Source organism: Parvibaculum sedimenti (assembly GCF_009184905.1).
GTDB lineage: Bacteria > Pseudomonadota > Alphaproteobacteria > Parvibaculales > Parvibaculaceae > Parvibaculum > Parvibaculum sedimenti.
Genome location: NZ_WESC01000012.1, coordinates 43,506 through 68,200 on the forward strand (window position 1 = coordinate 43,506; position 24,695 = coordinate 68,200).

The following is a 24,695-nucleotide window of genomic DNA, read 5'->3' on the forward strand; positions in this document are numbered from 1 at the left end:
CTGAGCTCGCTCTTTGAAACCCGCCCGAAAGCCGGAATCGCCCCATTCGACATGGGGGCGAAATCCGCCGGGGCTAATGCTATCTTTTGTCCATGACGTTCGAGCCCCGCGCCCTGACCCCGGCCCCGGAAGCCGCCCCCATGATCGACCCGTTCGGCCGGACGGTGACCTATCTGCGCGTCTCGGTAACGGATCGTTGCGACTTTCGCTGCACCTATTGCATGTCGGAGCACATGACCTTCCTGCCGAAGAAGGAGCTTCTGACGCTCGAGGAACTCGACCGCGTCTGCTCCGCCTTCATCTCCAAAGGTGTGAGGAAGCTCCGCCTCACCGGGGGCGAACCCCTTGTCCGCCGGGATGTGATGACGCTCATCCGCTCGCTCGGCCGACATTTCGAAACGGGGGCGCTGGAAGAGCTGACGCTCACCACCAATGGCAGCCAGCTCGCGCGCTTCGCAGAAGACCTCGCAGCCGCAGGCATCCGCCGCATCAACGTCTCGCTCGATACGCTTGACGCAGAGCGCTTTTCCCATATCACGCGCTGGGGCCGCCTGCCTCAGGTGCTCGAAGGAATCGAGGCCGCGACGAAGGCCGGGATCAAGGTCAAGATCAACACCGTCGCATTGAAGGACGACAACGCGACCGAACTCCCCTCGCTCATCGAATGGGCGCATGGACAGGGCCACGACATCACGCTCATCGAAACCATGCCCATGGGCGAGATCGACGAGGACCGCACGGATCAATATCTGCCGCTCTCGCGCGTCCGCGCCGACCTTGAGGAGCGCTGGACGCTTGAAGACCTGCCGGATCGGACCGGCGGCCCCGCCCGGTACGTCCGTATCCGCGAAACGGGCGGCAAGCTCGGCTTCATCACGCCGCTGAGCCATAATTTCTGCGAAAGCTGCAACCGCGTGCGGCTCACCTGCACGGGCACACTGTTCATGTGCCTCGGACAGGAAGATGCCGCCGACCTCCGCGCCTCCGTTCGCGGGAGTGGCGAAGACGATCGCCTCAACGCCGCCATCGACGAGGCCATCGGACGCAAGCCCAAGGGCCACAACTTCATCATCGACCGCGAGCACAACTCACCCGCCGTTCGCCGCCACATGTCGGTAACGGGCGGCTAGTCCTTCACCTGCCCCTGCGCCCAGGCGAGATAATCCTCGTTCCCGCTTTCGATAGGCAGCAAGAGGAAGGCGGGTACCTCATAAGGATGCAGCTTCCGCGCCGCCGCCATTGCCTCTTCGGCCAGCGCCCGGCGCGTCTTGATGAAGGCGACGACCTCGTCGCTCACCTCGATCTCGCCCTTCCATTCGCAAACGGACACCACGCCCGGATAGATATTCACGCAGGCCGCCAGCCCGTCCCGAACAAGCGCCCGCGCCATGGTTTCCGCCGCCGACCGATCCGGCAAGGGCGTGTAGATAAAGACGAATTCGGTCCCTATTTGCGCCGCGCCGCTCATGTGCTTATCTCCTGCCCTCGCGTGGAGATATAGTGCCTGTGCGCCCGATGGAATGGAACTGATGAAGTTCGACAAGATCGCCTTCGTGGCAACCGATGTGCCCGAGGCCCAGGAAGCCCTGAAGACGCTGACCGACCGGTACGGCAATGCCGCACCGGCGGAGGCGGATGTGTTCGTCGCGCTTGGCGGCGACGGCCTCATGCTCCAGACGCTTCACAAGCATATGCATCGCGGTATCCCTATCTACGGAATGAACCGCGGCTCTGTCGGCTTCCTGATGAACGAATACAAGCCCGACCATCTGCGCGAGCGGCTTGAAGCTGCCGAGATTGCCCGCCTCCATCCCCTGCGCGCCCACGCAACGCTCGCCAATGGTTCGGAGCATCAGGCGCTCGCGATCAACGAGGTCTCGCTCCTGCGCGAAACGGCGCAGGCGGCGAAGATCAGGATTTCCATCGACGGCAAGGTCCGCATGGCCGAACTGAGTTGCGACGGTGTGCTCGTCGCAACCCCGGCCGGATCGACCGCCTATAACCTCTCGGCTCAGGGGCCGATCATTCCGATCGACGCGGCGCTTCTCGCGCTCACGCCGATCAGCGCTTTCCGCCCCCGCCGCTGGCGCGGCGCGTTGCTCTCGCATCGCGCGAAGGTGCGCTTCGAAATTCTCGAAGCCGACAAGCGCCCCGTCAGCGCGGTTGCCGACCACCGCGAATTCCGCGACGTGGTCGACGTTCGCGTCGAGGAAGATCCGTCCATCGACCTGCTGATGATGTTCGACGAAGGTCACAGCCTCGACGAACGCATCCTGACGGAACAGTTCCTGTTCTAGGCGCGCCTCCGAACCGGTCGCCGCGCATCGTCATGGCGGCCATCATTCTTTCCCCCTCGCCGTCCGGGCCGGACCGGGACATACTTCGGTGCTGTCACGCAGGGGAGCGACATTCATGAAAATTCGTCTATGGCGCACTCTTGACGCCTTTGCCGCGGTCGTTGCCGCCACGCTCTTCATCGGCGCGCCGGTTGCCGCCGCTGAGATCAACGCCGAAGTCATGCAGAAATGGGCGACGGTGACGGTCGTGCATTATGCTGTGACCGGCGACTATTCCGCCGACACGCTGATCGTCAATGCCGGGACAAACGGCTATGCGCCCGTCAAGGACCGGGTCGAGATGAGCTTTGACTGGGACCAGACCGAAGCCAAACTCGTCGGCGAGCCCACCATCAAAAATCTCCCCACCGAGATCGGCGCCCTGCGGAATGGCGCGTCCGGATGCCGGGCGCCCGTGCTCAACGGCAAATACGAGCACTTCACGTTGCTGTCGTTGAAAGAAGGGCTCGGCGGCCAGCTCGCCATGTCGGTGCGGAGCGATTACCCCGCCGCCGCCATGCCCGTGGCCTGCACAGGCGGGTCGGAGTCCGTGCCGGCCAGATCGACGACGGAGAGCGCGGACCTCCCCGTTCCAGGAACGATGATCCTCGCCATGCCGGTGGAGCCCGGCGGCCAATTGACGGTCTCGTCCGACGGCAAGTCGATGATCTTCGTCAACAAGGGCTGGACCTGGACCTACACACCGACGCCGGTGCGATAGGCGCCCAAGCCTCGACGAGCGCATCCTGACAGAACAGTTTCGGTTCTGAAGCCGCTTACACCTTCACGCGCGACAGCGGCTCTTCGTTGACGTCGTATCCCGCCTCGATGGGAATGCGCAGCACCGGCTCGCCGGCCTCGTTCTTCGTCACCTGCGGCTCGACGGTGACGATGCGCGCGGCCCGCGCCGTTTCGATGGCGTGGGCGGCGTTTTCGTGACGTCCAAGCTTCTGCACGTTGACGCGCGTCGGGAAGATGATGGTGCGCTTGCCTTCTTCCGCCTCGCGCACGGCGTCGAGCGGCTTGATCCAGACGGAGTCGACCGACTCCGATCCATCATGCACAGCAAGATGATCTTCCGGCGCCAGGGCCAGATAGAAACGCGTGTCGAAGCGCTTGGGCATCATGTTCGGCGTGATCCAGTGCGCGTAAGGCGTCAGCAGATCGGCGGCAAGGCGCAAGCCCTCTTCCGCCAGCATGTCGCCAATGCCGATCTCGCCCTTGTTCAGTGCATCGCGCCGATGCTCGAGTTCCGTCAGACGCGCCGCGTTGACGAGCGCGCCCGTCTTCTCATCGCGGGCAAGCAGGACGCCGCATTCCTCATAGGCTTCGCGGATCGCCGCGACGCGCATCGCGAATTCCCAATCGTCGAGATCCTCCGCGCCGTCGACGAGGCCGCGCACATTTTCATGCCGGTCGCGCGGGTCGACCTTGCCGCCCGGAAAGACGAGCGCGCCCGATGCGAAGTCGATCTGGTGATGACGCACCACCATGAAGACTTCGAGTCCCTCCGCGCTGTCGCGCAGAAGGAGAATGGTGGCCGCCGGAATCAGCTTGTCGCTTGCGGGGCTGGACATGGACTTACTCCCTGTTTCATTTCCTGACGCTTTTCTGGCTGAGCGTCTTTTTCTTAATCTATTGGCAAGGCTGTTCGCCGCGCCACCGGATTGTTAAGCCGGTCTAAACCAGCCGAGGGGCAAATTTCAAACAGGCGACCTGCGCCTGCCCCGCGACCAAAGAATTTGGCTCAAGATGTACAGCAGTTCCTTTCGGCTGACCAACCGCGACATCGACCTCGCCTTCGAGGCGCGGCATCTGCACCTCGTCTTCCAGCCGAAGATCGAGCTGGCGACGGGGCGCGTACTCGGCGCGGAAGCCTATGTACGCTGGCTCCATCCCGATTACGGGTTGATGCCGCCAGGCCTCTTCCTGTCCTTCTTCGACCGCCACGGACGTAGCGGCGAGCTGACCCGTTTCGTCGCAGCGGCCGCTTCCGAGTCGATGGAGGCCTGGCGCCTCAGGGGCCAGAACTGGCCGGTCTCGCTCAATATTTCCGGCAGCGAGCTCACCGATCCATCCCTTCCCGGGGCACTGGACGGGATCGTCGGCGAGCACGGGCTCGACCCTGCGCATTTCACGATCGAAGTGCCGGAAGCCGTCTTCGCCCGCCACGGGCAGGATGCCGTTACGACAATTGCCGAAATGCGGCGCCTCGGCTTCCGCACGGCGCTGGACGGCGGCGGCGCGGTCATCGTGCCGCAGGAATTCCTGACCCCCGACCATTTCAGCGAGATCAAGATCTCGGGCGGCGCCATCATCCAGTTTGCGCGGCGGCTCAAGCAATCCGGCCACGGCTTTATCGGCAAGCGCGTCGCCCTCGCGGTCTCTCAAGGTCTCGATGCGACCGCCGTCGGCGTCGAGGACGAGACGACCCTGTCCGCGCTCGCGGCCCTCGGCTTCACCGCCGCGCAGGGTTCGCATATCTGCCCACCCCGCGAAGCAAAGGACCTCATCGGCTGGACCTTCGCACAGGACATCAGGCGCGATTTTCAGGAGGCTGCGCGCGAGGAGGAACTCGGCGAATTGCTGCTGAGCGAAGCGCTCGATGAGGAAGAGGAAGCGATCGCCCGCGTCGACCTCCCCGTCGTCGAAATGATCATCGACTACGAAGCACTGGATTTCTCCATTCCGGGCACAGATGATATTCCGGTTCCGATCGCCGAAATCGATGTCGTTTGCATCTTCCCCGACCGCAAGCTCGTCGCCCTGCTGCGCCGCCCGCCGCAACATGGCCGCAGGCTCTCCGGTGTCGATCAGCCGATCCGCATGCGCGTCAAGCGGCCTAAACCGAAGCAGAAAAAGAAGAAGAACTTTTTCCTGCGCGCGCTGGGGATGTAAGCGCCTTTTATTGTCACCCCGGGCTTGTCCCGGGGTCCAGGGGCGTCGAATGCAGCGCCGGCAACTCCTGGAGCCCGGCACGAGGCCAGGATGACAGTCCGTTTTCGGGCGAAGCCCTACACCCGCTCAATCACCATCGCGATGCCCTGCCCGACACCGATGCACATGGTGCAGAGGGCGTAACGCGCGCCGCGTTCATGCAGCTCCTGCACCGCCGTCGTGACGAGGCGCGCGCCGCTCATGCCGAGCGGATGGCCCAGCGCAATGGCGCCACCATTGGGATTCACGTGTTCTGCGTCGTCCGGCAGGCCGAGATCGCGCATGACGGCAAGGCCCTGCGCGGCGAAGGCCTCCTTCAACTCGATGACTTCGATGTCGCCGATATTGAGACCGGTCTTTTCCAGCACCTTGCGGGTCGCGGGGGCAGGCCCGATGCCCATGATGCGTGGCGGCACGCCCGCCGTCGCCATGCCGAGAATGCGCGCGCGCGGCGTCAGGCCATGCGCTTCTACGGCTTCGGCAGACGCGATGATCATGGCGCAGGCACCGTCATTGACACCGGACGCATTGCCCGCCGTCACCGACCCGCCCTGACGGAACGGCGTCGACAGTTTTGCCAATGCTTCGAGCGTTGTGTCGGGACGCGGATGCTCGTCCTGCGAGACGACCGTCTCGCCCTTGCGGCCTGAAATGGTGACCGGCACGATTTCCCTGGCGAAGCGGCCCGATGCCATGGCGCGTCCCGCGCGCTGCTGGCTCCGCACCGAGAACGCGTCCTGATCCTCGCGCGAGATCTGGAATTCCTCCGCGACATTCTCCGCCGTCTCGGGCATCGAATGCGTCCCGTACTGCCGGTTCATCAGCGGGTTGACGAAGCGCCAGCCGATGGTCGTGTCATAGATCTGCGCGTCGCGCGAATAAGCGCTCGTCGCCTTGCCCATGACGAAGGGCGCGCGCGACATGCTCTCCACGCCGCCAGCGATCATGAGATCGGTTTCGCCGGATTTGATGGCGCGGGCCGCCGTGCCCACGGCATCCATGCCCGAGCCGCAGAGGCGATTGATGGTCGAGCCCGGCACAGTATCGGGCAGGCCCGCCAGCAGCGACGACATGCGCGCGACGTTGCGGTTGTCCTCGCCCGCCTGATTGGCGCAGCCGAAGATCACATCGTCGATGCGGCTCCAGTTGATCGAGGGATTGCGCTCAATCAGCGCCATGAGCGGCACGGCGCCGAGGTCATCCGCGCGCACAGAGGCAAGCGCCCCGGCATAACGGCCGATCGGCGTTCTCACCGCGTCGCAGATAAAGGCTTCTCGTGTGGCATGCATCATGGCTCTGGCCCTTTCTCATGGGAAGGGCCGCAACCTACCAGCTTCCATTTGCGGGTGCGAAGGGGTTTTTGCCCCTCAGGCGGCAAACCCCTTGCCCCAGGAAACAGGGCTTAGCCGCCGTGTCAGGCGGTCTATCAGGAAATCGACATCGCCTGCCTCGATCTCGGGAAAACGCTCGCCGATGCGCGTCCGCATGCTATGGCGAAGATAGGGCCTGTCCGACAGATAGCCGTCGGCCTGAAGCTCATGGACGACATCGAGCGCGGCGCGGAAGGCGGGATAGAAGATTTCTGGCAGAGCCGCCCGCGCATAGACCGCGCGAAAGCCCAGCGGGCCGACATCATGGATGAGCCGTGTCGCGCGCTCCTCCGGCACATTGGTGAGCAGAGCAAAACCCGTCTCCACAAAGCCGGACTCGCCAGCGCAGAGCGCGCGCAGCAGCAGCGAGGCAGTGAGACGCTTCCTTTCCGCGATCTGCAGCACGACGCGACCGATCTCGTCGGGATGGATCGCCTGAATCCTTTCGACAAGCACGCGCTCGCGCGCCTGCTCCTCGAATATGGCCGCCATGTCCGGGGCGATGTCATGGCGTTCGATCAGGTGCTGACGCAATTGGTCCGACACGATGGTGAGAAGGCGCTCGACGAGACAGATCGGCAGGTCGGTCCGCCGCGCCATGGGGTCCATGATCTCATCGTCGTCCGAATAGCGATCGACGATCGCATTGAGCGCCTCGGACCGAATGATCGCGCCTTCATTGCCTATGAGCGCAGCGACGGCGGCGCGGTCCCCCGCCCGGGCAATCGCATCGGAAACGGCCGGCGCGACATCCTTTCTTCCCGCAATGGCACGCCGCTTCGCCGCGCTGCCGGTGAGGACGAGGTGCACCATGTCTTCTTCGGTGAGTACGGTCGAGCTTTCAAGGATAGGAAGCGCCACCTCGTCTATGTCGCCCGCCAACGCAAGGATGACGTCACGCGGCGCAGCGGGCAGATCGCAGAGGCATTGCGCCAGCGCGCTACGCACTTGCGCCGCGATGTCATGGACGAGATAGCCGAGAATTTCCTGCGCCAGCTCCCGCTCGCGCGGCGTCAGCACGACATTGCTGAATTGCGACGCGACCTTGCGGGCGATCAGCGCGCGCGCATCTTCCATCGGCTCGGAGAGCAGACGCTCCACATCGGCGAATGTCAGCCTGTCCTGCATCGTCCAGCCCCGGGGCACCACAACGAAACGGCGTTACGCACTCTTTGCAGACACTAGTGCAAAGCCTTTAACGAAGCCTTCAGGTCACACCGCGAAATCCGGCCGACTTTGACAGGCTGGCCGTTTCATGGATGATCCGCAGCAACAAGAAATTCAAAACAGGGAGAGCGGACATGCTCGAAGGTATCAAGGTCATCGAGATGGCGACCTACATCGCCGCGCCGGGCGCGGGCGGCATCCTTGCCGACTGGGGCGCGGAGGTCATCAAGGTCGAGCCGCTGGCGGGCTGTCCCATGCGCTACACCATGGCGAATGTCGGCGCCGACCATCTCAAGGGCAGCCCGATCTTCGATCTCGACAATCGCGGCAAGAAGGGCGTCGCCATCAACACAGCGACGCCCGAAGGCGTGGAGGCGGTGAAGCGGTTGGTTAAGGATGCGGACGTCTTCCTCACCAATGTCCGCCCCGGCGGCCTCGAACGCTCTGGCCTCGACTATGCCTCGCTCGCGGCCATCAATCCGCGCCTCGTCTATGCGAGCGTCACCGGCTATGGCCTCGAAGGCGCGGAGCGCGACCGCCCCGGCTTCGACATCGCCGCCTTCTGGGCGCGATCGGGACTCGGCTATCTCGAAACCGTCAAGGGGACCGAGCCGACGACGCTCCGCACGGGCATCGGCGATCACACGACCAGCATGGCAACGGTGGGCGGTATTCTGGCGGCGCTGGTCGAGCGCCAGCGCACGGGCAAGGGCCGTCTCGTCGAATCCTCGCTCATCCGCGCGGGGATCTACGCGGCGGGCTCCGACATGGCCGTGCAGCTCAAATTCGGCAAGCTCGGCTCCACCAAGTCGCGCCATGAGGCCGTGCAGCCCATCAGCAATTTCTTCAAGACGAAAAGCGGCGAATGGTTCGTCATCGTGCCGCGTCAGGGCTCGGTCGACTGGACGGCTGTCTGCAAGATCATCGGCCAGCCTGAACTCGAAACCGATCCGCGCTTTGCGAACCCCAAGGGCCGCCGTGCCAACGCCGCCGAACTGGTCGACATTCTCGATGCGGCTTTTGCCGAGCATGATCTCGACCATTGGCGGCAGAAGCTCGACGAGCATGACGTGATCTGGTCGCCGCTGATGCATCCCAAGGATGTCGTGCAGGACCCGCAGGCGATTGCTGCCGGAGCCTTTGTCGACGTGCCTGAAGAGGATGGCTCGGGAACCTTCAAGGCACCGGCGAGCCCCGTGCGCTTCCCCGGCGCGGATGACGGGCCGAAGGGCCCAGCCCCTGCCCTCGGCCAGCACACCCTCGATGTGCTGCGCGCGGCAGGCTACGGCGAAGCCGACCTCGCGAGGCTCAGGGACGCCAAGACCATCGGCTGATCAGCCATAGGCGAAACCTGAACGCGGCAACAGACGGCTGGCCACCTTCGTCTTGTTGTCGCGGTCATCCTTCGCGTCCTTGCGCTCGCTCTGCGCCGGAGCGTCGAGCGAATTGAGCACGGCGAGAACCCCGGGGGTGAGCTTCAGCGGCGAGCGGGAAATGGATGCCGCCGTCGCGGCGACGGCGGCACCGCCATAGCCCGTCGAGGGAGCCGAATAGGACGGCTCGGCGGCTGTCGTCTCGTCGTTCAACGCAGACGAAAGGCTACCGAGCGAGGCCGTTGCCTCCGCCTGCCCGGCGCTTGCCAGCACCGGCCGAGGCGCAAGCTCGGCGCCACCCTGATGCTTGGTCACGAGGTTCTGATAGACCTGCCCGACCGTCTTTGGTGCCCCCGACGAGGTGTAGAAGATCGACCGGTTCGCGGCGGCCGCCTGCGGGAAGAGCATGTCGGCCCGCGCGTTCGGCGTGTCCTCGGCGGCGGAGATAAGCTTCGTCGCGCCGCCCGCGCCGAGGAAATGCGCGACATAGAGTTCGCCTGAACTGACGGACCGCCCGAGACTCGCCTCCAGCCGGTCCTTGCTCGCGTTCGTATAGGCCCCCGCCATCAGCGCCGAGACCTGCGGATCATCGCGAAGGGCAAGAATTTCCCGGCGGGCGGCAGGATCGGCCACGACATACTTGCCGTGCGAATCCCGGCTGATCTGGTCCGCATATTGGCCGAGGCCCAGGCCCGAGCCGTCCTTCTTCATGGTCGCGAGCCAGGTCTGCTCGGTGAACTGAAATAGCCCGCAAGCGCTGGAAGTAGCTGATTTTGCAGAGCAATTCATGCTCGACTCACGCATGGCCGTGTTCAGCAAATAGTTGAAGTCGGCCCCCGTCTGCGCGCTCGCATTCTGCAGCGCGGCAGCGATCTGGGTGGGTGCCGATATGGCTTGAACCAGGCTCATCGTCGAAAAAACCTCTGTTGCTCAAGACATGGGTCGCAAGCACCGTGCCAGAGGGTAAAGTCAGATTGGAGTCGGCCACAAAGAGCCGGCCAACAAGAACCAGGGAAACGGGAGGGAGCGGCTCATGGCCGAAATCGAGGTTGCGTCCGAAGTCGAGGACATCCTGCATCACAAACCGGCGGCCTCCGCTGATACGAGGCCCTATCCGAACCCGGCCTATGCCTGGTATGTCGTCGGCGTCTTCGTCCTCGCCTATACCTTCTCCTTCATCGACCGGCAGATCCTGAGCCTGCTGGTCGGTCCGATGAAGCGCGACCTCGCCATCACCGACACCCAGATGAGCCTGCTGCAGGGCCTCGCCTTCGCCGCCTTCTACACAATCATGGGTCTACCAATCGGACGCCTCGTCGACCGGCGCAACCGGATCGGGATCATTTCCGTGGGCGTGTTCTTCTGGAGCCTGATGACAGCTCTCTGTGGTACGGCAAAGGTTTACTGGCAGCTCTTCGCCTACCGCATCGGCGTCGGCGTCGGCGAGGCGGCGCTCTCGTCCTCGGCTTATTCGGTCATCTCCGACTATTTCCCCCCCAAGCGCCTCGGCATCGCCATCGGCGTCTATGGCATGGGCGTCTATATCGGCGCTGGTCTCGCCCTCGTTATCGGCGCCGAGGTCATCGGCATGGTCGCGAAAGGCGGAAACATCGTCCTGCCGCTGCTGGGTCAGGTCTATAGCTGGCAGATCGTGTTTCTGATCGTCGGCCTGCCGGGCCTCCTGATCGCGCTCTGGGTCCGCACGATCCGCGAGCCGGCGCGGCGCGGCCATATCCGCCGCGAGATCGGCGCGGACGGTATCGAGCGCGACGGCCAGGTACCGCTTGGCGAGGTCATCGCCTATCTCAAGGCGAATGCAGCCTCGTTCCTCGGCATGAACCTCTGCTTCGCCTTCCTCGCCATGATGGCTTATGGCACGGCCGCCTGGGTCCCCTCCTTCTTCGTCCGCACTTATGGCTGGAACGTCGTCGAGGCCGGCCGCTGGTACGGATGGATCATCGTCATCTTCGGGACCGGCGGCGTGGTCGCGGGCGGCGCGCTCGGCGACCTCGTCTGCTCATGGGGTTATCGGAACGGGCGCATCATCGTCATGTCCTGCACGGGCCTCGTGACGCTCCCCTTCGCGGTGGCCTTTCCGCTGATGAGCAATCCGATGATAGCTCTGGCGCTCCTCGCTCCGGCCACCTTCTTTGCGACCTTCACCACGGGCATCGGCCCCTCGGCGCTTCAGGAGATGATGCCGAACCAGATGCGAGGCTTCGCCTCCGCCCTATCGGGGCTCCTCGTCAACTTCATCGGGCTGGGTCTCGGGCCGACCGCAATCGCGCTGGTGACGGATTTCGTTTTCAAGGACGAGCAGCTGCTCCGCTATTCGCTTGCCTATGTCCCTCCCGTGGTCTTGCTGATCGGCGCGGGCACCGGCTTCCTGGCCCTGAAGCCTTATCTCAGGAGTCTCGACTACCTCGAGCGCTGGAGCCAGATGCACGAAAATCCAGATGCATGAGTGAATTAGGCGGCATTGTTCCCAAATCGGATATCGATCCGCGAACCTGAAAATCGCGATTGCGTCGATTCGCTGAGGGACAGCCTCAGATCGCCTTGCCGAACGCGCGGAAGCGCCAGGAATGGGAATTGTCCTGAACGAGCTTCATGGCCCTCTTCCCTTCGCGCAGACATCCGCGGGCACGGGCCTGTTCGAGCTTGAAGGACAGAAGCTCCCGATCGAAGGGCTTGATCAGGAAGTCGTCGGCGCCCGCCTCCATGGCCGCACGGACGCCAGCGGGTCCGCCATCGGCAATGAAGAAGATGCAGGCGGGCGCGCCTTCCGGCAGCGACCTGATTTCGTCGATCAGCGCGGCAGCCTCGAAACCCGGCAGCCGCGCATCGAGCAGGATGAGATCCGGCGCGACGCTCCGAACGGTGCGCAGCGCCTCTTCGCCATCGCGCACGCCCACCACCTCGAAGCCGAGGCTTTCGAGCAGGAATTTCGCGGCCTTGCGGACCGGCGCGGACTGATCGGCGATGAGGCAGGTCGCCACGGCTCTCTCTCCATGATCGGCGGGAATCGCCGCCATGGGAGCGAGACTAGGTCCCGAACCTTAAACCAAAGGTTAACCGTGAAGCTCTTTTCTTAAGCTTTCGATAAGCTCTCCGGCGGCTGGCGGGTCATACGGCTCGGCCACACCCTGCCCCCAGACCGGCTTCGGCCATGCGGCATCTCCGTCAAAGCGGGCGACCACATGGACGTGAAGCTGGGGCACCATGTTACCCAGTGCAGCGACATTCAGCTTGTGGGCACCGGTGAGCCGCTTCAGCGCCTCCGAGACATGATCGATCTCGGCATGGAAGGTCGCCTTGTCGGCCTTCGCCACCTCGTGGAAATCGCGCAAGCCATCCCGGCGCGGCACCAGGATCGTCCAGGGGAAGCGCCGATCGTTCATCAGCAGAACGCGGCAGAGAGGCAAGTCCTTCACCGTATAGGTGTCGGCGTGCAACTGTTCGTGGAGACGGAAGGTCATACCGGAAGGGCCTTGGCGCTTTTCTTTTTTCGGTCGGATAAGACTATAAGCTAACCCAAGGGCAGTCAGGGAGGCGAGCCCTCAGCTTTCAAACGGGATACAAGATGCCGGGACTTCTTTTCGAGGATTTTCAAGACGGTCAGCTTTTCAAGCATTCGATCACGCGCACGGTGACGGAGACCGACAATGTTCTCTTCTCGACCATGACGATGAATCCGGCGGCACTTCATCTCGACCATCATTATGCAGCGACCGAGACGGAGTTTGGCAAGCCGCTGGTCAACAGCCTCTTCACGCTCGGCCTCATGATCGGCATTTCGGTCCATGACACGACGCATGGAACGACCATCGCCAATCTCGGCATGACGGATGTCGTCTTCCCCAAACCCGTCTTTCAGGGCGACACGCTCCACATCGAAACGCGTGTGCTCGGCAAGCGCCGTTCCAAGTCGCGTCCCAATGCCGGTATCGTGACCTTCGAGCACAAGGCCTATAACCAGCGCGGCGAGGAAGTCGCCTCCTGCACACGGCAGGCCTTCATGCATGCGCGCGGGACCGAGACGGTCAAGGTCTGATCCCATGCGTTCCTTCCTCTTCATTCCCGCCGACAGTGACAAAAAGCTCGCCAAGGCGGCCACCACGGGCGCCGACGCGCTGATCCTCGATCTCGAGGATTCAGTCGCGCTCTCGAACAAGGAGGCCGCCCGCGCCAATGCGCGCGACTACCTGAGAAGCGCCAGTGTCAAGGGCCCCCGCGTCTGCGTCCGCATGAACGCGCTCGACACGCCGCTCTGGGAAACGGACCTCGAAGCCGTCGTCGCGCATCGCCCCTTCGCCATTATGATTCCGAAGACAATTTCGGGCGATTGCGTGAAGAAGGTCGCCGCGAAACTGGACCAGCTCGAGCGCGACGCAGGCATCGAAGCCGGGGCGACGAAACTCTTCTGCGTCGCGACGGAAACGGCAGCTTCGCTCTTCAATCTCGGTACCTATGCCGGCGCGAGTTCTCGCCTCTTCGCGCTCACATGGGGCGCGGAAGACCTCGCCACCGCGCTCGGCGCGCGCAGCAACAAGGATGAGAGCGGGAACTATACGGAGCCCTATCGCCTTGCCCGCACGCTGACGCTCGCAGGCGCGGTTGCGGCAGGTGTCATGCCGCTCGACGGCGTCTACAAGGATTTCCGCGACGAAACTGGCTTCATCGCCGAAGCGCGCGAAGCGGTTCGCGACGGCTTCACCGCCAAGATGGCGATCCACCCCGCGCAGGTGCCGCTCATCAACCGCGTCTTCACCCCTTCCGAGGAAGACGTGGCGCATGCCCGCGCTGTCGTCGACGCCTTCGCCAGGGCAGGCGACGTCGGCGTCGTCGCGCTCGACGGCGTCATGCTCGACATTCCACATCTGAAGCAGGCGCAGGCGTTGATCGCGCGCGCGGAAGCGGCGCAGTCCGCCTGAATCTCGGAGAGTTCCAATGAAGCCGTCCGTCTTTCTCGCCATCCCGCTCGGCAAGGCCTTTCAGGATCAACTGTCCGGGAAGTTCACGCTGATTGCCGACCCGGCTCAACGGCATGAGGCCGAAGCAATTCTCCTCGCCGGCGCTTCCGTCACCTCGGTGAAGGAAATGGACGAGATGCCGAAGCTGCGCATCATCGCCTGCATCGGTTCAGGCTATGAAGGCATCGACGTGGCGGAAGCGACGCGCCGTGGCATCAAGGTGACGAATACGGTGGGTGCCAACGCCGCCGCCGTTGCCGACCTCGCTGTCGCCCTTCTCCTCGCCTCCATCCGCCATGTCGCCACCGGCGACAGGCTCATGCGCGCAGGCCTCTGGCGCGGCGACGGCGCGGCCAGGCTGCTCTTTTCGCCCGGCCTCACTGGACGCAAGATCGGCATCGTCGGTCTTGGCGCCATCGGTGAGAAAATTGCGGCTCGCCTCGCAGCGTTCGAAACCGAGATCGGCTATTACGGCCGCAACAAGCGCAACGCCTCACCCTACCGATATTTCGAAACGCCGCTCGCCCTCGCGACCTGGGCAGACGCGCTGGTTCTCGCCCACCGCGCCGACGAGAGCAACCGCCACCTCGTCAACGCCGAACTCATCGAGGCGCTTGGTCCTCGCGGCCATATCGTCAACATAACGCGCGGCTCGGTCATTGATGAGGAAGCCCTCGTCGCCGCGCTCAAGTCCGGCAAACTCGCAGGCGCGGGCCTCGACGTCTTCGAAGGCGAGCCTGACCATATCCGCGCTGACCTGCGCGAACTCCCCAATGTGGTGCTCACCCCGCATCTTGGCGGCGCGAGCGTTGAGGCGCTGCAATCCATGCTGAATGCCGCCATCGCCAATCTCGATGCCTTCTTCGCGGGCAGGCCGCTGCCCGCTCCGGTCACAGCCTGAGCGCGGCGCGCCAGACAACACGTCTCGATGGGGGCAATTACATCCGCCCACTGATCTCTGTCAGATCGCTCCAATGAAGCGTCCGTTGTCCTTGTCAAGATACCTGAGCGGAACAACGGAGGTGAGAGTATGGAACTCGCCGCTCCCGGCTCCGCTCAGCGCCTGAAAACAGGCCTCCGACCCCACAGAACTCAAAGTCATCGACAGAAATCGCTCTCTGGTTGTCTGTACGGAAACGATGCAATCTCGTTCCCGACTCCCGGTCGCCTCGTGTGTGAGGTCCACCCAGCCATTGAAAGTAATGGCGTCAATATGGCCGGCTGCATCGGCTTCAAAAAGTTCATGCAGGTTGCGCAAGCAGATGTCGCGAACAAGCTTGTCATATATCCGCCCCTTCTCCGCTTCCTCCAGATACACCTCCTCGAGCACATCGCTCGATTCTATGTATTTGACCTCCTTCAGCGCGGGAAGGTCGTCCGGCATCGGCAAATCGAAATCCAGAATCAGCATTCTGTCCTCGGGATTGAACCGGAGCCCGAAATTTTTCGGGCACCATTCCGGATAGAACGAATTACTTAGAACCAGATCGCAATACTCTTCGATTGCCTCAACGTCGCCGCTCCCGTAACGCTCCTGCAAGCCATCAACAACCGCATTGGCTTCCGCCTGCGCTTTCTCGAAGGCGTTCTTCTGGCGCTCCCAGTCTTCGACCTCCTTTCGGTGACGTCGCGCATTCTCCGCGTTCTGTGCCATTAATTCCTTGACCGTCCTATCCCAATTGGACAGGGCGAGTTGAAAACGCGCTTCGGCGTCGGCGATCTTTCGTTCCCGATGAGAAGAAAACAACTGATCGATCAGATTGAGCTTCACCTGGTGCTCGGGATCTTCCTTCGTCGGCTCAGGAACCAAATTCTGCAGTAGCGGTGCAGCTGGTTTCGGCACAGGAAAATTCGAATGATCTTTCAGTGCATCCCAATCAACGGCTTCGTGTACGGATAATGATGTTCCGAGGATGTTATCGGCATCCCGCAGGGCCGCCTGCGCATCGACTGTGCGTCGGGCCGCCTCTGCCTTCCACCCCTCCATTGGCCTGTTCAAAGAATAGCGCTCATAAACACGGCGCCATTGCTCGTCCCATTGAGCCTTTTGCGCACGAGCTTTCTGATTGACGATAGATTGCTCCTGCCCGCGGATATGGCGATATTTGTTAAGGCCCTCGTGCCTGACCTTAATCTCGTAGTACTGCCTGGCCATCTACCGCCCTATTTTACGATCCGGCTCTCCTTTGGATTTGAGTATACAACTCTCATCCGAAGCAAGGTCCAGATTGAGAAAAACATATCCGAGCGCAATTCACACCCCGCCCCGCCGGCGGATGCCAAGCGCAGGCATCCGGCGCGGGAACCGGCCGTTTCGATCGCCTGGCCTCTCATCAGCCCGTCTATTGACGCCGCGCCCGCCCCCGTGCAGCTTGTGCCCCTCAGCAGCCATGGAAAGTAACGTGAGCGATCAGACGCAAATGCCGGTCAATATCGTCGAGCGGCGCAAGGAAATCCTCGGTCTCATTCAGGCAAACAAGAGAGGCCAGGCGGAAGCCAAGGCTCGTGCGCTTCTGTCGGACCATGCGGACGACGCCGAGACCATGTCGATGCTCGCCGCCGTTCTCATCGATCGGGGTGCGCAGGGCGAGGCTGAGCCGCTTCTGCGTCGTGCGCTGGAACTAGCGCCGCATTCGCCGGTGCCCTGGGTCAATCTCGGCCGCCTGTTGCAGGCGCGGCAGCTCTGGGCGGAAGCGGAGGAGCACTACAGCCGCGCCGCAGCCTCCTTCCCGCGCAATCCTGTTTTCCAGCTCACACTCGGCCAGATCGCGCAGCGGGCCGGTCACTTCGCCAGGGCGGAGGAGTGCTTCCGGCGCGCGCTCGAAGCCGAACCGAATAACCCGGCAACGCTCACGCTGCTCGGCATGGTGGTCTTCCGACAGGACCGTCTCGATGAAGCCGCGGAAATCTTCCGCAAGTCCATCACGGTCGATCCGAAGTTTGCCGCTGCCTATGGCAATCTCGGCAATGTCGAACAGAAGCGCGGCGATCTCGCCGCCGCCGAGGCCGCTTATGAAAAGGCGAGCACGCTCGATCCGAAAGACGGACTGAGCTACGTCAGTCTCGGCATGGTGAAGCTCCGTCGCGGCGACGCCCGCGAGGCGGCGGAGATCTTCGACCGCGCGCTTGCGCGGTTCGGGCCGGAACGTCGCGCCGCTGCGTGGTTTCCCTTCGCCCGCGCGCAGGAACTTGGCCAGATGCCCGCGGGTTCTCGCGCGGAAATGGCGCGCATGATTACGCGCGTCACTCTGACGCCGCCGGAGGGCTACACCTCGCTCGCCGAGTTCAACAAAGTGCTGGCCGACGCGCTGCGCGCCGACCCAACCGCCATTTGGGAGCCGGTGGGCAAGGCGACGCGCAAGGGGGGGCAGACCGGCCTTCTTCTCGACAATCCGCGCGAACCCTTCCTCGCTTTCGAGAGGATGCTTCGCGCCGCCATCGACAAGCATTTCGACGCCATCAAGCGCGAGAAATACCATCCCTTCTTCGGCATGGTGCCTGAGACCTACACTCTCGACATGTGGGGCACTCTGCTTTCGGAAGGCGGCCACCAGCATTCGCATATTCACACGGGTGGCTGGATGAGCGGCGCCTATTACGTCGCGCTGCCGCCGACCATGGGCACCGGCGAGGCACGCGACGGCTGGATCGAATTCGGCAATCCGCCGCCGGAGTTCGACGCAACATTCGAACCGCAAACGCTGATCTTTGAGCCGCGCGAGGGCGACGCTTTCTTCTTCCCTTCCTACCTGTTCCACCGCACCCTGCCGTTTAGCGGTGAGGTGCAGCGCATCAGCCTCGCCTTCGACGTGAAGCCGACGAGCTGGCGCAAATGAACCGCAGCGCGCGAATGCCGGACTGAATACTCCGCCCTCCCCGCGCCCCTCAGTTTCATTTTGAAGCAATGATGGAAAATATTCTGGCGATCTGGAGCCCCTAACTGTCCGGTCTGGTCACATAACCGGTTTCCCATTCGGCCCGAGTTGCTATGTTGTCTTCAAGAGACCTTTTCATCATCACTCCGGGGAGGGAGCCTGTATGCATGAGAAAGACCTCGAAACGCATCTCAACGCCATCGAGAAAGACGGCTACACGATAGTCGAGAATGCAATCGACCCGGATCATCTCGTCGCGCTGAACGCAGCCCTGCTGCGGCTCGAATACGAACTTGGCATAGAACCCGCGCGCAACGGCTTCGAGGGCCATCACACGGTTCGCATCTATAATCTTCTTGCGCATGGAAAGGCCTTCGAGCGCATTCCGACACATCCGCTTGTTCTGCCGATCGTCGAAGGCGTGCTGGATGAAGGTTGCCTCGTTTCGTCACTCTCGTCGATTTCCATCGACCCCGGCGAAAGAGCGCAGCCGATTCACGCCGACGACCAGATCATGCCGGTCGCCAAGCCGCATGCGCCCTTCGTCTGCAATTCCATGTGGGCGCTCACCGACTTCACGGAAGAAAACGGCGCGACGCGCATCATTCCCGGGTCGCACAAGCGGAGCTCATCACCGGACTACGGGCATGAATATGACAGCATTGCCGCCGAGATGCCGAAGGGTTCCGTGTTAATTTGGCATGGCAGCTTGTGGCATGGCGGCGGCGCCAATAAATCCGGCGAGCGCCGCGTCGGCATCGCCATGAATTATTGCGCGGGTTATATCCGCCAGCAGGAAAACCAGCAGCTCGGCCTGCCGCTTGAATTCGTTCGTTCCTTCGAGCCGCGACTGCAGGAGCTTTGCGGCTTCGGCACCTACCGAAGCCTCATCGGCCATATCGACAAAAAGACGCCCGCGCAGAGGCTTCTGGGGGAGGTTCGCGACTTCAAGGCGATATGGGACCTCGGTTGAAGTCAGCAGCGCTCGGCTAACAGCGAGGGAAGTTCAGCGATGCTGTCAATGACGACATCGGCAAGCGGCGCCAGATCCTCTCGCGCGCTCGTACCCGTCAGCACACCAACTAAAAGCCCCGCCCCGGCCGCGCGCCCCATGTCGAGATCGTGGCTGTTGTCACCGACGACGGCGATGCATTCGGGGCCAAGCCCGATGGCGGCGCAAAAGGCATTGACCATGCCGGGGGAAGGCTTTGCGCCATAGCCGCTGTCATAGCCACAATGAAATTCCAGATGCTCCGCCAGACCGAAGCGTGTGATGGTGGCCAGCGCGGAAGCCTCTCCGTCATTCGTTGCAAGACCAAGCCGGAATCCCCGGCCCCGCAAAGTTGAAAAAAGCACCTGAAGATCCGTGACCGGCCGCGAGCGCACCGGCGCTTCGCGGGCAAAAAGGGCGTCCAGATCCTCGACAAGGCGCGAAAGCTCGCGCTTCACGCCAAGCTCCCGCCACAGCGTTGCGAGTTCCACCGTCTCGCCGGCCGCGAAGACCGTACCCGCACCGATGCGGCCACTCGCCACGTCATACCCCACCGCTTCGAGAAGGCCGGGTACAATCCCCTCGTCTCCCTCCGCCGCCAACGCCGCCGCCTCCTTCAGAATGGGTCCCCAGGTCTCGTGATAGCTGAACAGCGTTCCGTCCTTGTCGAAAAGGATGGCGCGGATTTCCGCTTCCTGTCGCTGGCGATTTTCAGAACCTGACATTTCGGCACCATGCATGGGCGTCACTTTTCCGCTTTAAAGCGAGCCGCGATTATACTGATATATATTGCGGTCTGACGAACCTGAGGGGGAGATCCCGATGCGATCCTTCAAGATCACCTTCGCGTTCCTGCTCCTGCTCGCAAGCGTCGCGATCGCAGGCCTCACCTATATCCAGAGCCATATTGCGGGCATCTCGACCGGCATCCTTCTCGTTATCGTGAATGCTGCCTATGCCTTCGACCATCGCCATGCGCTTTTCGGCATCGAAGGACCGGATAGCCCTGAGCGCTCTTCGGTTCAGACTGTCGCGCTGCGCCACGGCCACATTGTTGCCATGCGTCATGACGGCGATAGCTGATGACGTCGACTATTCGGACTTCCACTCGCTCACGATGTCGGCAAGTGCCGGCCGCTCGCGTTCATCCTTCGGCTGGCTCGGGCTGCCAAAATAGATGAAGCCCGCCACGCGCTCGTTCTCGCCGAGGCCAAGCGCCTTCGCGACATTGTCGCTATAGGCATACCACTCTGTCAGCCATGCACCGACGAACCCCAGCGCCGTCGCCGCGACCAGCATGTTCTGGCAAGCGGCGCCTGCCGAAAGGCGCTGCTCCCATTCCGGTGCTTTCTTGCTCGGCACCAGGCGCGAGATGACGGCGACGACGAGCGGGGCCTGCAGGAGGCGGTTCTCTTCGAGCTTCAACCGGTCCTCATCCGCGCGCGGCTCCTCCGCTGCGAAGATGTGGCGCAGCACCTTGCCAAACTGCGCCCGCGCCGCGCCCCTGAACACGATGAAACGCCAAGGCGCGAGCTTGCCGTGATCCGGGACACGCGACGCGGCACGCAACATGATCTCGAGGTCAGCCTCATCCGGCCCAGGCTCAACCATGGTCAGCGGCTTCACGGAGCGGCGGGTAAGAAGCAGATCAATGGTTTCCGGGGAACGCGGCACGATATTTCCTTCCGATTGGGAGTGCCGCAAACCTAAGCATCGCCCTTTACAGGCGCAAGCCCGCGCAGCAACATCCCGTCGGGCAAATAAGGGGGCATTCCGTGGGGTTTTTACGGTTGGGCCGCGCATTGCGCGCAACGCTGACCGCGGCAACGGGGCTGATCGCCGCGACAGGAGCAAGCGCGCCAGCGCTGGCCGGCGCATGGCCCATGGCTGAGGGCGAGCTTCTGGTCATCGTTCCGTTCAGCACAACCCGCGCAAACGACAGCTATGATAGCAGCGGCAAGGTCGTGCCGCATAGCGATTACCGCAAGACGGAACTCGCACCCTATCTCGAATATGGCTTGACGAAGAGCCTCACACTCGTCTCTTCACTCGCGCTGACGCGCGACAGCACCGATTATTTCGGCATCGAATTCACCCAGAGGTCGATTTCGCGGCTGGAACTCGGCATGCACCTCGGCCTCGGTGAATGGCGCGATACGCGCTTTGCCGTGCAAGCGCTCGCCGTGCGGCACAACGCGGCCTCAGGCGGCGATCCCTTCAGTTCGCGGCGTGGCGACGTCGACGGTGAGATCGGTCTCTTCATGGGTCGGAACTTCACCCTTTGGGGCCTGAACGGCTTTACCAACACCTATGGCGGCTGGCGCTATCGTCCGGCGGGGCGGCCCGGCGAGACCAAGCTCAATGTCACGATGGGCTTAAGACCGCTTGCCGACACGATGTTGCTCATCAAGAGCGAAAGCTTCGCCTCCATCGGCAAGGTCACGGGAGATTATGCGTTTCAGCGTGTCGCCGCGAGCAAGGTCGGCCTCTCCATCGTTCAGCAATTCGACCGCAATGTTTCACTCGAACTGGGCGCGATGCGCGCTATCGCCGGGCAAAACAGTCTGCGCGAGAGCACACTTACGCTCGGCCTCTGGTACAGGCTATGACGCATCACCGCCTCAGCCCATCGATTGCTGAGGCTGACTTCTCATCCGCCGCCTTGCCGAGCATCGACAGAACGTCGACGTCGGGCGCGGCGTCCCGCCCGCTCGCGGGCACCGCGGCGCGGAGTTCTTCGAGAGAGAAGCCCATCTTCGCGTCATAGGTCCGCTCCGACTGATTGCGCAGCCGCCGCTCCGCCTCATACCAGCTCCGCTTCACGCTATCGTCGCGGCAGGTGGCTAGTTCGGCGCCTTGCGCGCCCCAACGCCGTTCGGGGCACTGATAGGGGTCGAAGGAAAAGTCGAAAAGCCGCTTCCGCGCCTCCTCAAAGCTCATCTGACGCCTGCTTCCATCGCTCGCTGTCCAGACCACGGTGCAAGCTCCCGCCGCCTCGCGATAAGCGGCGGAGAGATCCCGCGCTAGGTACGCCCCGCCATAGGTGATGTTTTTGCTCCCGGCCTTGCGCATGGCGAGGAACTTCGCAATCTGGTCCTTCAACTCCTGAAATGAAACCTTGAGCCGCGCATCGCGCGATGGCGTCGAATAGGTCTCCCAATCGCCGGAAGTGCCATAAATATTCTCCGGCAGACGCGACGGTTGCGGCTGACTGTTGATCCCGGCCTGAACGGCAACGTCGATTGCCATGGCCCTGTAGTGGAGATCGTCGCAAAGTCCCTTCACCATGCCGCGAGTCTCGGCCAGCGGATCATAGATGATGTCGTGCCCCGCGACGGCGCGGCGAACATAGTCGTAATAGTCGAGCGTCTCGCCCTTGTAGACGAAACGGCCCGCGCTCCAGCTTGCGCCCCGCTCGGTGCCGTAAAACTGCTCATCGGACCAGTCAGGCAATTGCCCGTCCATCGCGGCTACCATATGGCCACCGACATAAGAGCCGTCGCTCGCCCGGCTCGCACCGATGAGCTTCGGCGGACGCCAGTTCTTGAAACCCGCACCCATGGGCGGGGAGGCTCGAACAAAGCGCCGTCCATAGCTGCCCCGCGTCAATGTATTGTCCGGATGGCTGTCGATGAAGCGGATGCGGCCCTCATCATCCACATCATAGACAACCGCAACATGGCCATTGGGGTCGTAGATGTTGGTCCCGGCGCGGATCGCACCAGGCGCGATCTTCACCGGATAAAAGTCGAAGAAATCGCCTTCGCGCGGCTTCGGCGCGAAGCGATACATTGCGCTCGAAATCATGTTGGAGATATTCGTCAGCACATATCGAGCGTTTGGCCAATGCCCATCCGACGGGGTCAGAATATCCGTACGCTGGAAGACGTAATTGCCGTAACGCGAATAGCGAAGATCGTTGGACTCCCCTATCGCCGCGACGCCACTGACATAAGAGAAGGGCAAGCCGTTCTTCCAGGCAAAATAGGCGCGCAGCACATAGGGCAAGTCCGCGCAATCAGCAAAGAAGCTCGATCCGGCGGGATCACTCGCGCGGTAGATATTGGCGGGGCCGCGGAGGCATTCATCGACGGTTCGGCAACCGCTCAGGCCTATGGCGCGAATGAATTCGCCATAGGCGCGCTCGTCGCTGGCGCTCCATTCAGGTTTGAGAATGCGCCACTGAAGTCCTGCGGGCGCCGGCGCGGCGTTCGGGTCGAGCATGTCGAGCCCGCTGACGACGGGCGACATGGTGCCGGCAGGCAGGGACTCGGCAAGCGCGCCGCCCACCCATAAGCAAAGCGCTACCGCAATAGCGTAGCCGCCGATCCTCATCCCGTGTATTCCCCCGAATCCGCGTGACAGGCAGACACTCAACCACATCCTTATGTGGCATGTCCGACACGGACAGATTTAGTCTTTACCCGGGATATTTTCGTGCTGCATGGCCGCCCCCACCATCTGGAAACCGACACCTTTGGGCAGCGTCGCCGCGAAAGCTTTCAGCGCCTTCATGGCGCGTTCGCGCGCCGCAGAATCGGTAAGATAGAAGCTCACGCGATCCTCTTTCGGCGTAATCCTCGCGCCTCCCAGCCGAAGTACGGCAAGTTCAGCCCATCGCGCGGGAATCGCCCCCTCGAAGGAGTTCTTGTAGATTATGGCCATTTCCACTCGCTTTTCGGCGACCGCGTGATCGAACCAGCCCGCATCCCTTTGTTCAAATGCGATCCGGGCGCGGGCGAACCCGAGACCGCGCATATCGAGCACGTAATCAGGGTTCCGATAGGCAACCCATCCAAGATCGTTGACCGCAACCGGCGCCTTCCAGAATTCCGTGACGAAACGGTGCATCTGATATTGCTGCTCGAAAATGTTTCGTGCCGCGGTCGGCGTCTGCGCCACAGGCACAACATAACTGGCAGCGAAGACCAGCAGGACCACAAAGCCGCCAAACCATGTCCATATGTGTTCGTCGAGACGCGAGGAAATCGGGCGGGCAATGCCTGATAGATGCGAATAGAGGATCCAGACGAGCAGAACCCCGACCACAGCAACGCCAGCGCAGCGGCTCCGGCGCCCGCGCCTCCCTCATAACGCAGAAGTGCGCCCGCAAAAGCTATCGGGATCATGAACCATGGCGTCGGCTTACCCTCGGCGACATCGATGATCGCGACCATCGTTGCAAGCGTGCAGAAGATATGAGGCGTGTGCTCCATTCCCGTGAAGACGAGAGCGACGCCATTGACGGCCAGCGTCGCCAATAGAGCGCCAGCATTCGCCGCCGGATCATTACTCGCAAAGCCGAAGCGGATAAACAGCTGCCGCCACACAGCAAGGATGCCGAAGCTTGCCGCGACGTTAAGCGCCAGCGCACCCCATTCTCCAACGACCAGCGCCGCGAATGGGGCAAGGAGAAATGGATAGAGAATGGAGGATGATGGCGAAGCATATTCGCCCGGATTGATACCATATTCACCGTGGGCGATGCTTTCCGCGAGCGCCAGATGAATGTAGGGATCGTCGAGGGTGAAGAAGACGGGTGTTCCGGTTTGAACCGCGATCACAATCATCTCGGTCAGGAGCAAGATGCCGAGTACCGCATACGCGACAGCGCCCTGCGAACATCGTAATCCCGAAACCTTCGCCACCCCTGCCCCCCTGACATCAAGTTGA

26 protein-coding genes are annotated in these 24,695 nt (G+C 62.6%); 13 read left to right on the top strand and 13 right to left on the bottom strand.

What is annotated here, in order from left to right:
* Nucleotides 1-92 precede the first annotated feature (92 nt).
* Nucleotides 93-1,130, top strand: coding sequence for a GTP 3',8-cyclase MoaA (gene moaA / locus F2P47_RS13285; protein WP_152216860.1), 1,038 nt, complete (start codon nucleotides 93-95; stop codon nucleotides 1,128-1,130).
* Here the strand turns inward: moaA and cutA are convergent.
* Nucleotides 1,127-1,468, bottom strand: a complete 342-nt coding sequence (gene cutA / locus F2P47_RS13290; RefSeq protein ID WP_152216861.1) for a divalent-cation tolerance protein CutA — start codon at nucleotides 1,466-1,468, stop codon at nucleotides 1,127-1,129. The genes moaA and cutA overlap by 4 nt on opposite strands.
* Here cutA and F2P47_RS13295 point away from each other — a divergent pair.
* Nucleotides 1,467-2,297 carry an NAD kinase gene (locus F2P47_RS13295; protein WP_343032312.1) on the top strand — a complete coding sequence of 277 codons (831 nt, stop codon included), beginning with the start codon at nucleotides 1,467-1,469 and terminating at the stop codon, nucleotides 2,295-2,297. The genes cutA and F2P47_RS13295 overlap by 2 nt on opposite strands.
* Before the next feature lie 115 nt (nucleotides 2,298-2,412).
* On the top strand, nucleotides 2,413-3,057 hold the full coding sequence (locus F2P47_RS13300; protein WP_152216863.1) for a hypothetical protein: 645 nt from the start codon (nucleotides 2,413-2,415) through the stop codon (nucleotides 3,055-3,057).
* A 55-nt stretch (nucleotides 3,058-3,112) separates the two neighbouring features.
* Here the strand turns inward: F2P47_RS13300 and F2P47_RS13305 are convergent, their stop codons facing one another.
* On the bottom strand, nucleotides 3,113-3,913 hold the full coding sequence (locus tag F2P47_RS13305; protein ID WP_152216864.1) for an NUDIX hydrolase: 801 nt from the start codon (nucleotides 3,911-3,913) through the stop codon (nucleotides 3,113-3,115).
* Nucleotides 3,914-4,088: 175 nt separating this feature from the next.
* On the opposite strand from F2P47_RS13305, the gene F2P47_RS13310 reads away from it, so the two are divergent.
* Nucleotides 4,089-5,234 carry an EAL domain-containing protein gene (locus F2P47_RS13310; protein WP_152216865.1) on the top strand — a complete coding sequence of 382 codons (1,146 nt, stop codon included), beginning with the start codon at nucleotides 4,089-4,091 and terminating at the stop codon, nucleotides 5,232-5,234.
* Between the two features lie 116 nt (nucleotides 5,235-5,350).
* Here the strand turns inward: F2P47_RS13310 and pcaF are convergent, their stop codons facing one another.
* The gene (gene pcaF / locus F2P47_RS13315; RefSeq protein WP_152216866.1) at nucleotides 5,351-6,565 is read right to left on the bottom strand and encodes a 3-oxoadipyl-CoA thiolase; all 1,215 of its coding nucleotides are present in this window, start codon (nucleotides 6,563-6,565) and stop codon (nucleotides 5,351-5,353) included.
* A 75-nt stretch (nucleotides 6,566-6,640) separates the two neighbouring features.
* On the bottom strand, nucleotides 6,641-7,771 hold the full coding sequence (locus F2P47_RS13320) for a DUF2336 domain-containing protein (protein WP_152216867.1): 1,131 nt from the start codon (nucleotides 7,769-7,771) through the stop codon (nucleotides 6,641-6,643).
* Between the two features lie 173 nt (nucleotides 7,772-7,944).
* On the opposite strand from F2P47_RS13320, the gene F2P47_RS13325 reads away from it, so the two are divergent.
* Nucleotides 7,945-9,144 (top strand): CaiB/BaiF CoA transferase family protein, encoded by a 1,200-nt coding sequence (locus tag F2P47_RS13325; RefSeq protein WP_152216868.1) that lies wholly within the window; start codon nucleotides 7,945-7,947, stop codon nucleotides 9,142-9,144.
* On the opposite strand, the gene F2P47_RS13330 is transcribed toward F2P47_RS13325, so the two are convergent.
* Complete coding sequence (locus tag F2P47_RS13330; protein ID WP_185681110.1) at nucleotides 9,145-10,092, bottom strand: lytic transglycosylase domain-containing protein; 948 nt, start codon at nucleotides 10,090-10,092, stop codon at nucleotides 9,145-9,147.
* A 124-nt stretch (nucleotides 10,093-10,216) separates the two neighbouring features.
* On the opposite strand from F2P47_RS13330, the gene F2P47_RS13335 reads away from it, so the two are divergent.
* Nucleotides 10,217-11,647 (top strand): spinster family MFS transporter, encoded by a 1,431-nt coding sequence (locus tag F2P47_RS13335; RefSeq protein WP_152216869.1) that lies wholly within the window; start codon nucleotides 10,217-10,219, stop codon nucleotides 11,645-11,647.
* Between the two features lie 85 nt (nucleotides 11,648-11,732).
* Here the strand turns inward: F2P47_RS13335 and F2P47_RS13340 are convergent, their stop codons facing one another.
* On the bottom strand, nucleotides 11,733-12,218 hold the full coding sequence (locus tag F2P47_RS13340; protein ID WP_152216870.1) for a response regulator: 486 nt from the start codon (nucleotides 12,216-12,218) through the stop codon (nucleotides 11,733-11,735).
* 36 nt (nucleotides 12,219-12,254) lie between these two features.
* A complete protein-coding gene (locus tag F2P47_RS13345) occupies nucleotides 12,255-12,662 on the bottom strand; it encodes an HIT domain-containing protein (RefSeq protein ID WP_152216871.1) in 408 nt (135 codons plus the stop codon).
* A gap of 104 nt (nucleotides 12,663-12,766) precedes the next feature.
* On the opposite strand from F2P47_RS13345, the gene F2P47_RS13350 reads away from it, so the two are divergent.
* Genes F2P47_RS13350 through F2P47_RS13360 form a run of 3 tightly spaced genes read left to right on the top strand, consistent with a single transcriptional unit; the run spans nucleotide 12,767 to nucleotide 15,057 of the window.
* Nucleotides 12,767-13,237 carry a MaoC family dehydratase gene (locus tag F2P47_RS13350; protein WP_152216872.1) on the top strand — a complete coding sequence of 157 codons (471 nt, stop codon included), beginning with the start codon at nucleotides 12,767-12,769 and terminating at the stop codon, nucleotides 13,235-13,237.
* A 4-nt stretch (nucleotides 13,238-13,241) separates the two neighbouring features.
* Nucleotides 13,242-14,117, top strand: coding sequence for an HpcH/HpaI aldolase/citrate lyase family protein (locus F2P47_RS13355; protein WP_152216873.1), 876 nt, complete (start codon nucleotides 13,242-13,244; stop codon nucleotides 14,115-14,117).
* Nucleotides 14,118-14,133: 16 nt separating this feature from the next.
* Complete coding sequence (locus tag F2P47_RS13360; RefSeq protein ID WP_152216874.1) at nucleotides 14,134-15,057, top strand: NAD(P)-dependent oxidoreductase; 924 nt, start codon at nucleotides 14,134-14,136, stop codon at nucleotides 15,055-15,057.
* A gap of 60 nt (nucleotides 15,058-15,117) precedes the next feature.
* On the opposite strand, the gene F2P47_RS13365 is transcribed toward F2P47_RS13360, so the two are convergent.
* Entirely contained in the window at nucleotides 15,118-16,311 is a 1,194-nt protein-coding gene (locus F2P47_RS13365; RefSeq protein WP_152216875.1) for a hypothetical protein, read from the bottom strand.
* A 247-nt stretch (nucleotides 16,312-16,558) separates the two neighbouring features.
* On the opposite strand from F2P47_RS13365, the gene F2P47_RS13370 reads away from it, so the two are divergent.
* Together F2P47_RS13370 and F2P47_RS13375 are read left to right on the top strand one after the other, a co-directional pair.
* Entirely contained in the window at nucleotides 16,559-17,992 is a 1,434-nt protein-coding gene (locus tag F2P47_RS13370; protein WP_185681111.1) for a tetratricopeptide repeat protein, read from the top strand.
* Between the two features lie 202 nt (nucleotides 17,993-18,194).
* Entirely contained in the window at nucleotides 18,195-19,004 is an 810-nt protein-coding gene (locus F2P47_RS13375) for a phytanoyl-CoA dioxygenase family protein (protein ID WP_152216877.1), read from the top strand.
* A 2-nt stretch (nucleotides 19,005-19,006) separates the two neighbouring features.
* Here the strand turns inward: F2P47_RS13375 and F2P47_RS13380 are convergent, their stop codons facing one another.
* Nucleotides 19,007-19,747 (bottom strand): HAD family hydrolase, encoded by a 741-nt coding sequence (locus tag F2P47_RS13380; protein WP_152216878.1) that lies wholly within the window; start codon nucleotides 19,745-19,747, stop codon nucleotides 19,007-19,009.
* Between the two features lie 97 nt (nucleotides 19,748-19,844).
* On the opposite strand from F2P47_RS13380, the gene F2P47_RS13385 reads away from it, so the two are divergent.
* Nucleotides 19,845-20,105 carry a hypothetical protein gene (locus F2P47_RS13385; RefSeq protein WP_152216879.1) on the top strand — a complete coding sequence of 87 codons (261 nt, stop codon included), beginning with the start codon at nucleotides 19,845-19,847 and terminating at the stop codon, nucleotides 20,103-20,105.
* Nucleotides 20,106-20,114: 9 nt separating this feature from the next.
* Here the strand turns inward: F2P47_RS13385 and F2P47_RS13390 are convergent, their stop codons facing one another.
* Nucleotides 20,115-20,696 carry a nitroreductase family protein gene (locus tag F2P47_RS13390; RefSeq protein WP_246176896.1) on the bottom strand — a complete coding sequence of 194 codons (582 nt, stop codon included), beginning with the start codon at nucleotides 20,694-20,696 and terminating at the stop codon, nucleotides 20,115-20,117.
* 101 nt (nucleotides 20,697-20,797) lie between these two features.
* Between F2P47_RS13390 and F2P47_RS13395 the strand changes: the two genes are divergently transcribed.
* Nucleotides 20,798-21,631, top strand: a complete 834-nt coding sequence (locus F2P47_RS13395; protein ID WP_152216881.1) for a hypothetical protein — start codon at nucleotides 20,798-20,800, stop codon at nucleotides 21,629-21,631.
* 4 nt (nucleotides 21,632-21,635) lie between these two features.
* Here the strand turns inward: F2P47_RS13395 and F2P47_RS13400 are convergent, their stop codons facing one another.
* From F2P47_RS13400 to F2P47_RS13410, 3 genes are all read right to left on the bottom strand, one after another.
* Nucleotides 21,636-23,357, bottom strand: a complete 1,722-nt coding sequence (locus F2P47_RS13400) for a hypothetical protein (RefSeq protein ID WP_152216882.1) — start codon at nucleotides 23,355-23,357, stop codon at nucleotides 21,636-21,638.
* Between the two features lie 78 nt (nucleotides 23,358-23,435).
* A complete protein-coding gene (locus F2P47_RS13405) occupies nucleotides 23,436-23,687 on the bottom strand; it encodes a hypothetical protein (protein WP_152216883.1) in 252 nt (83 codons plus the stop codon).
* Entirely contained in the window at nucleotides 23,678-24,670 is a 993-nt protein-coding gene (locus F2P47_RS13410) for a hypothetical protein (RefSeq protein WP_152216884.1), read from the bottom strand. Before F2P47_RS13410 ends, F2P47_RS13405 begins: the two co-directional genes overlap by 10 nt.
* Between the last annotated feature and the right edge of the window lie 25 nt (nucleotides 24,671-24,695).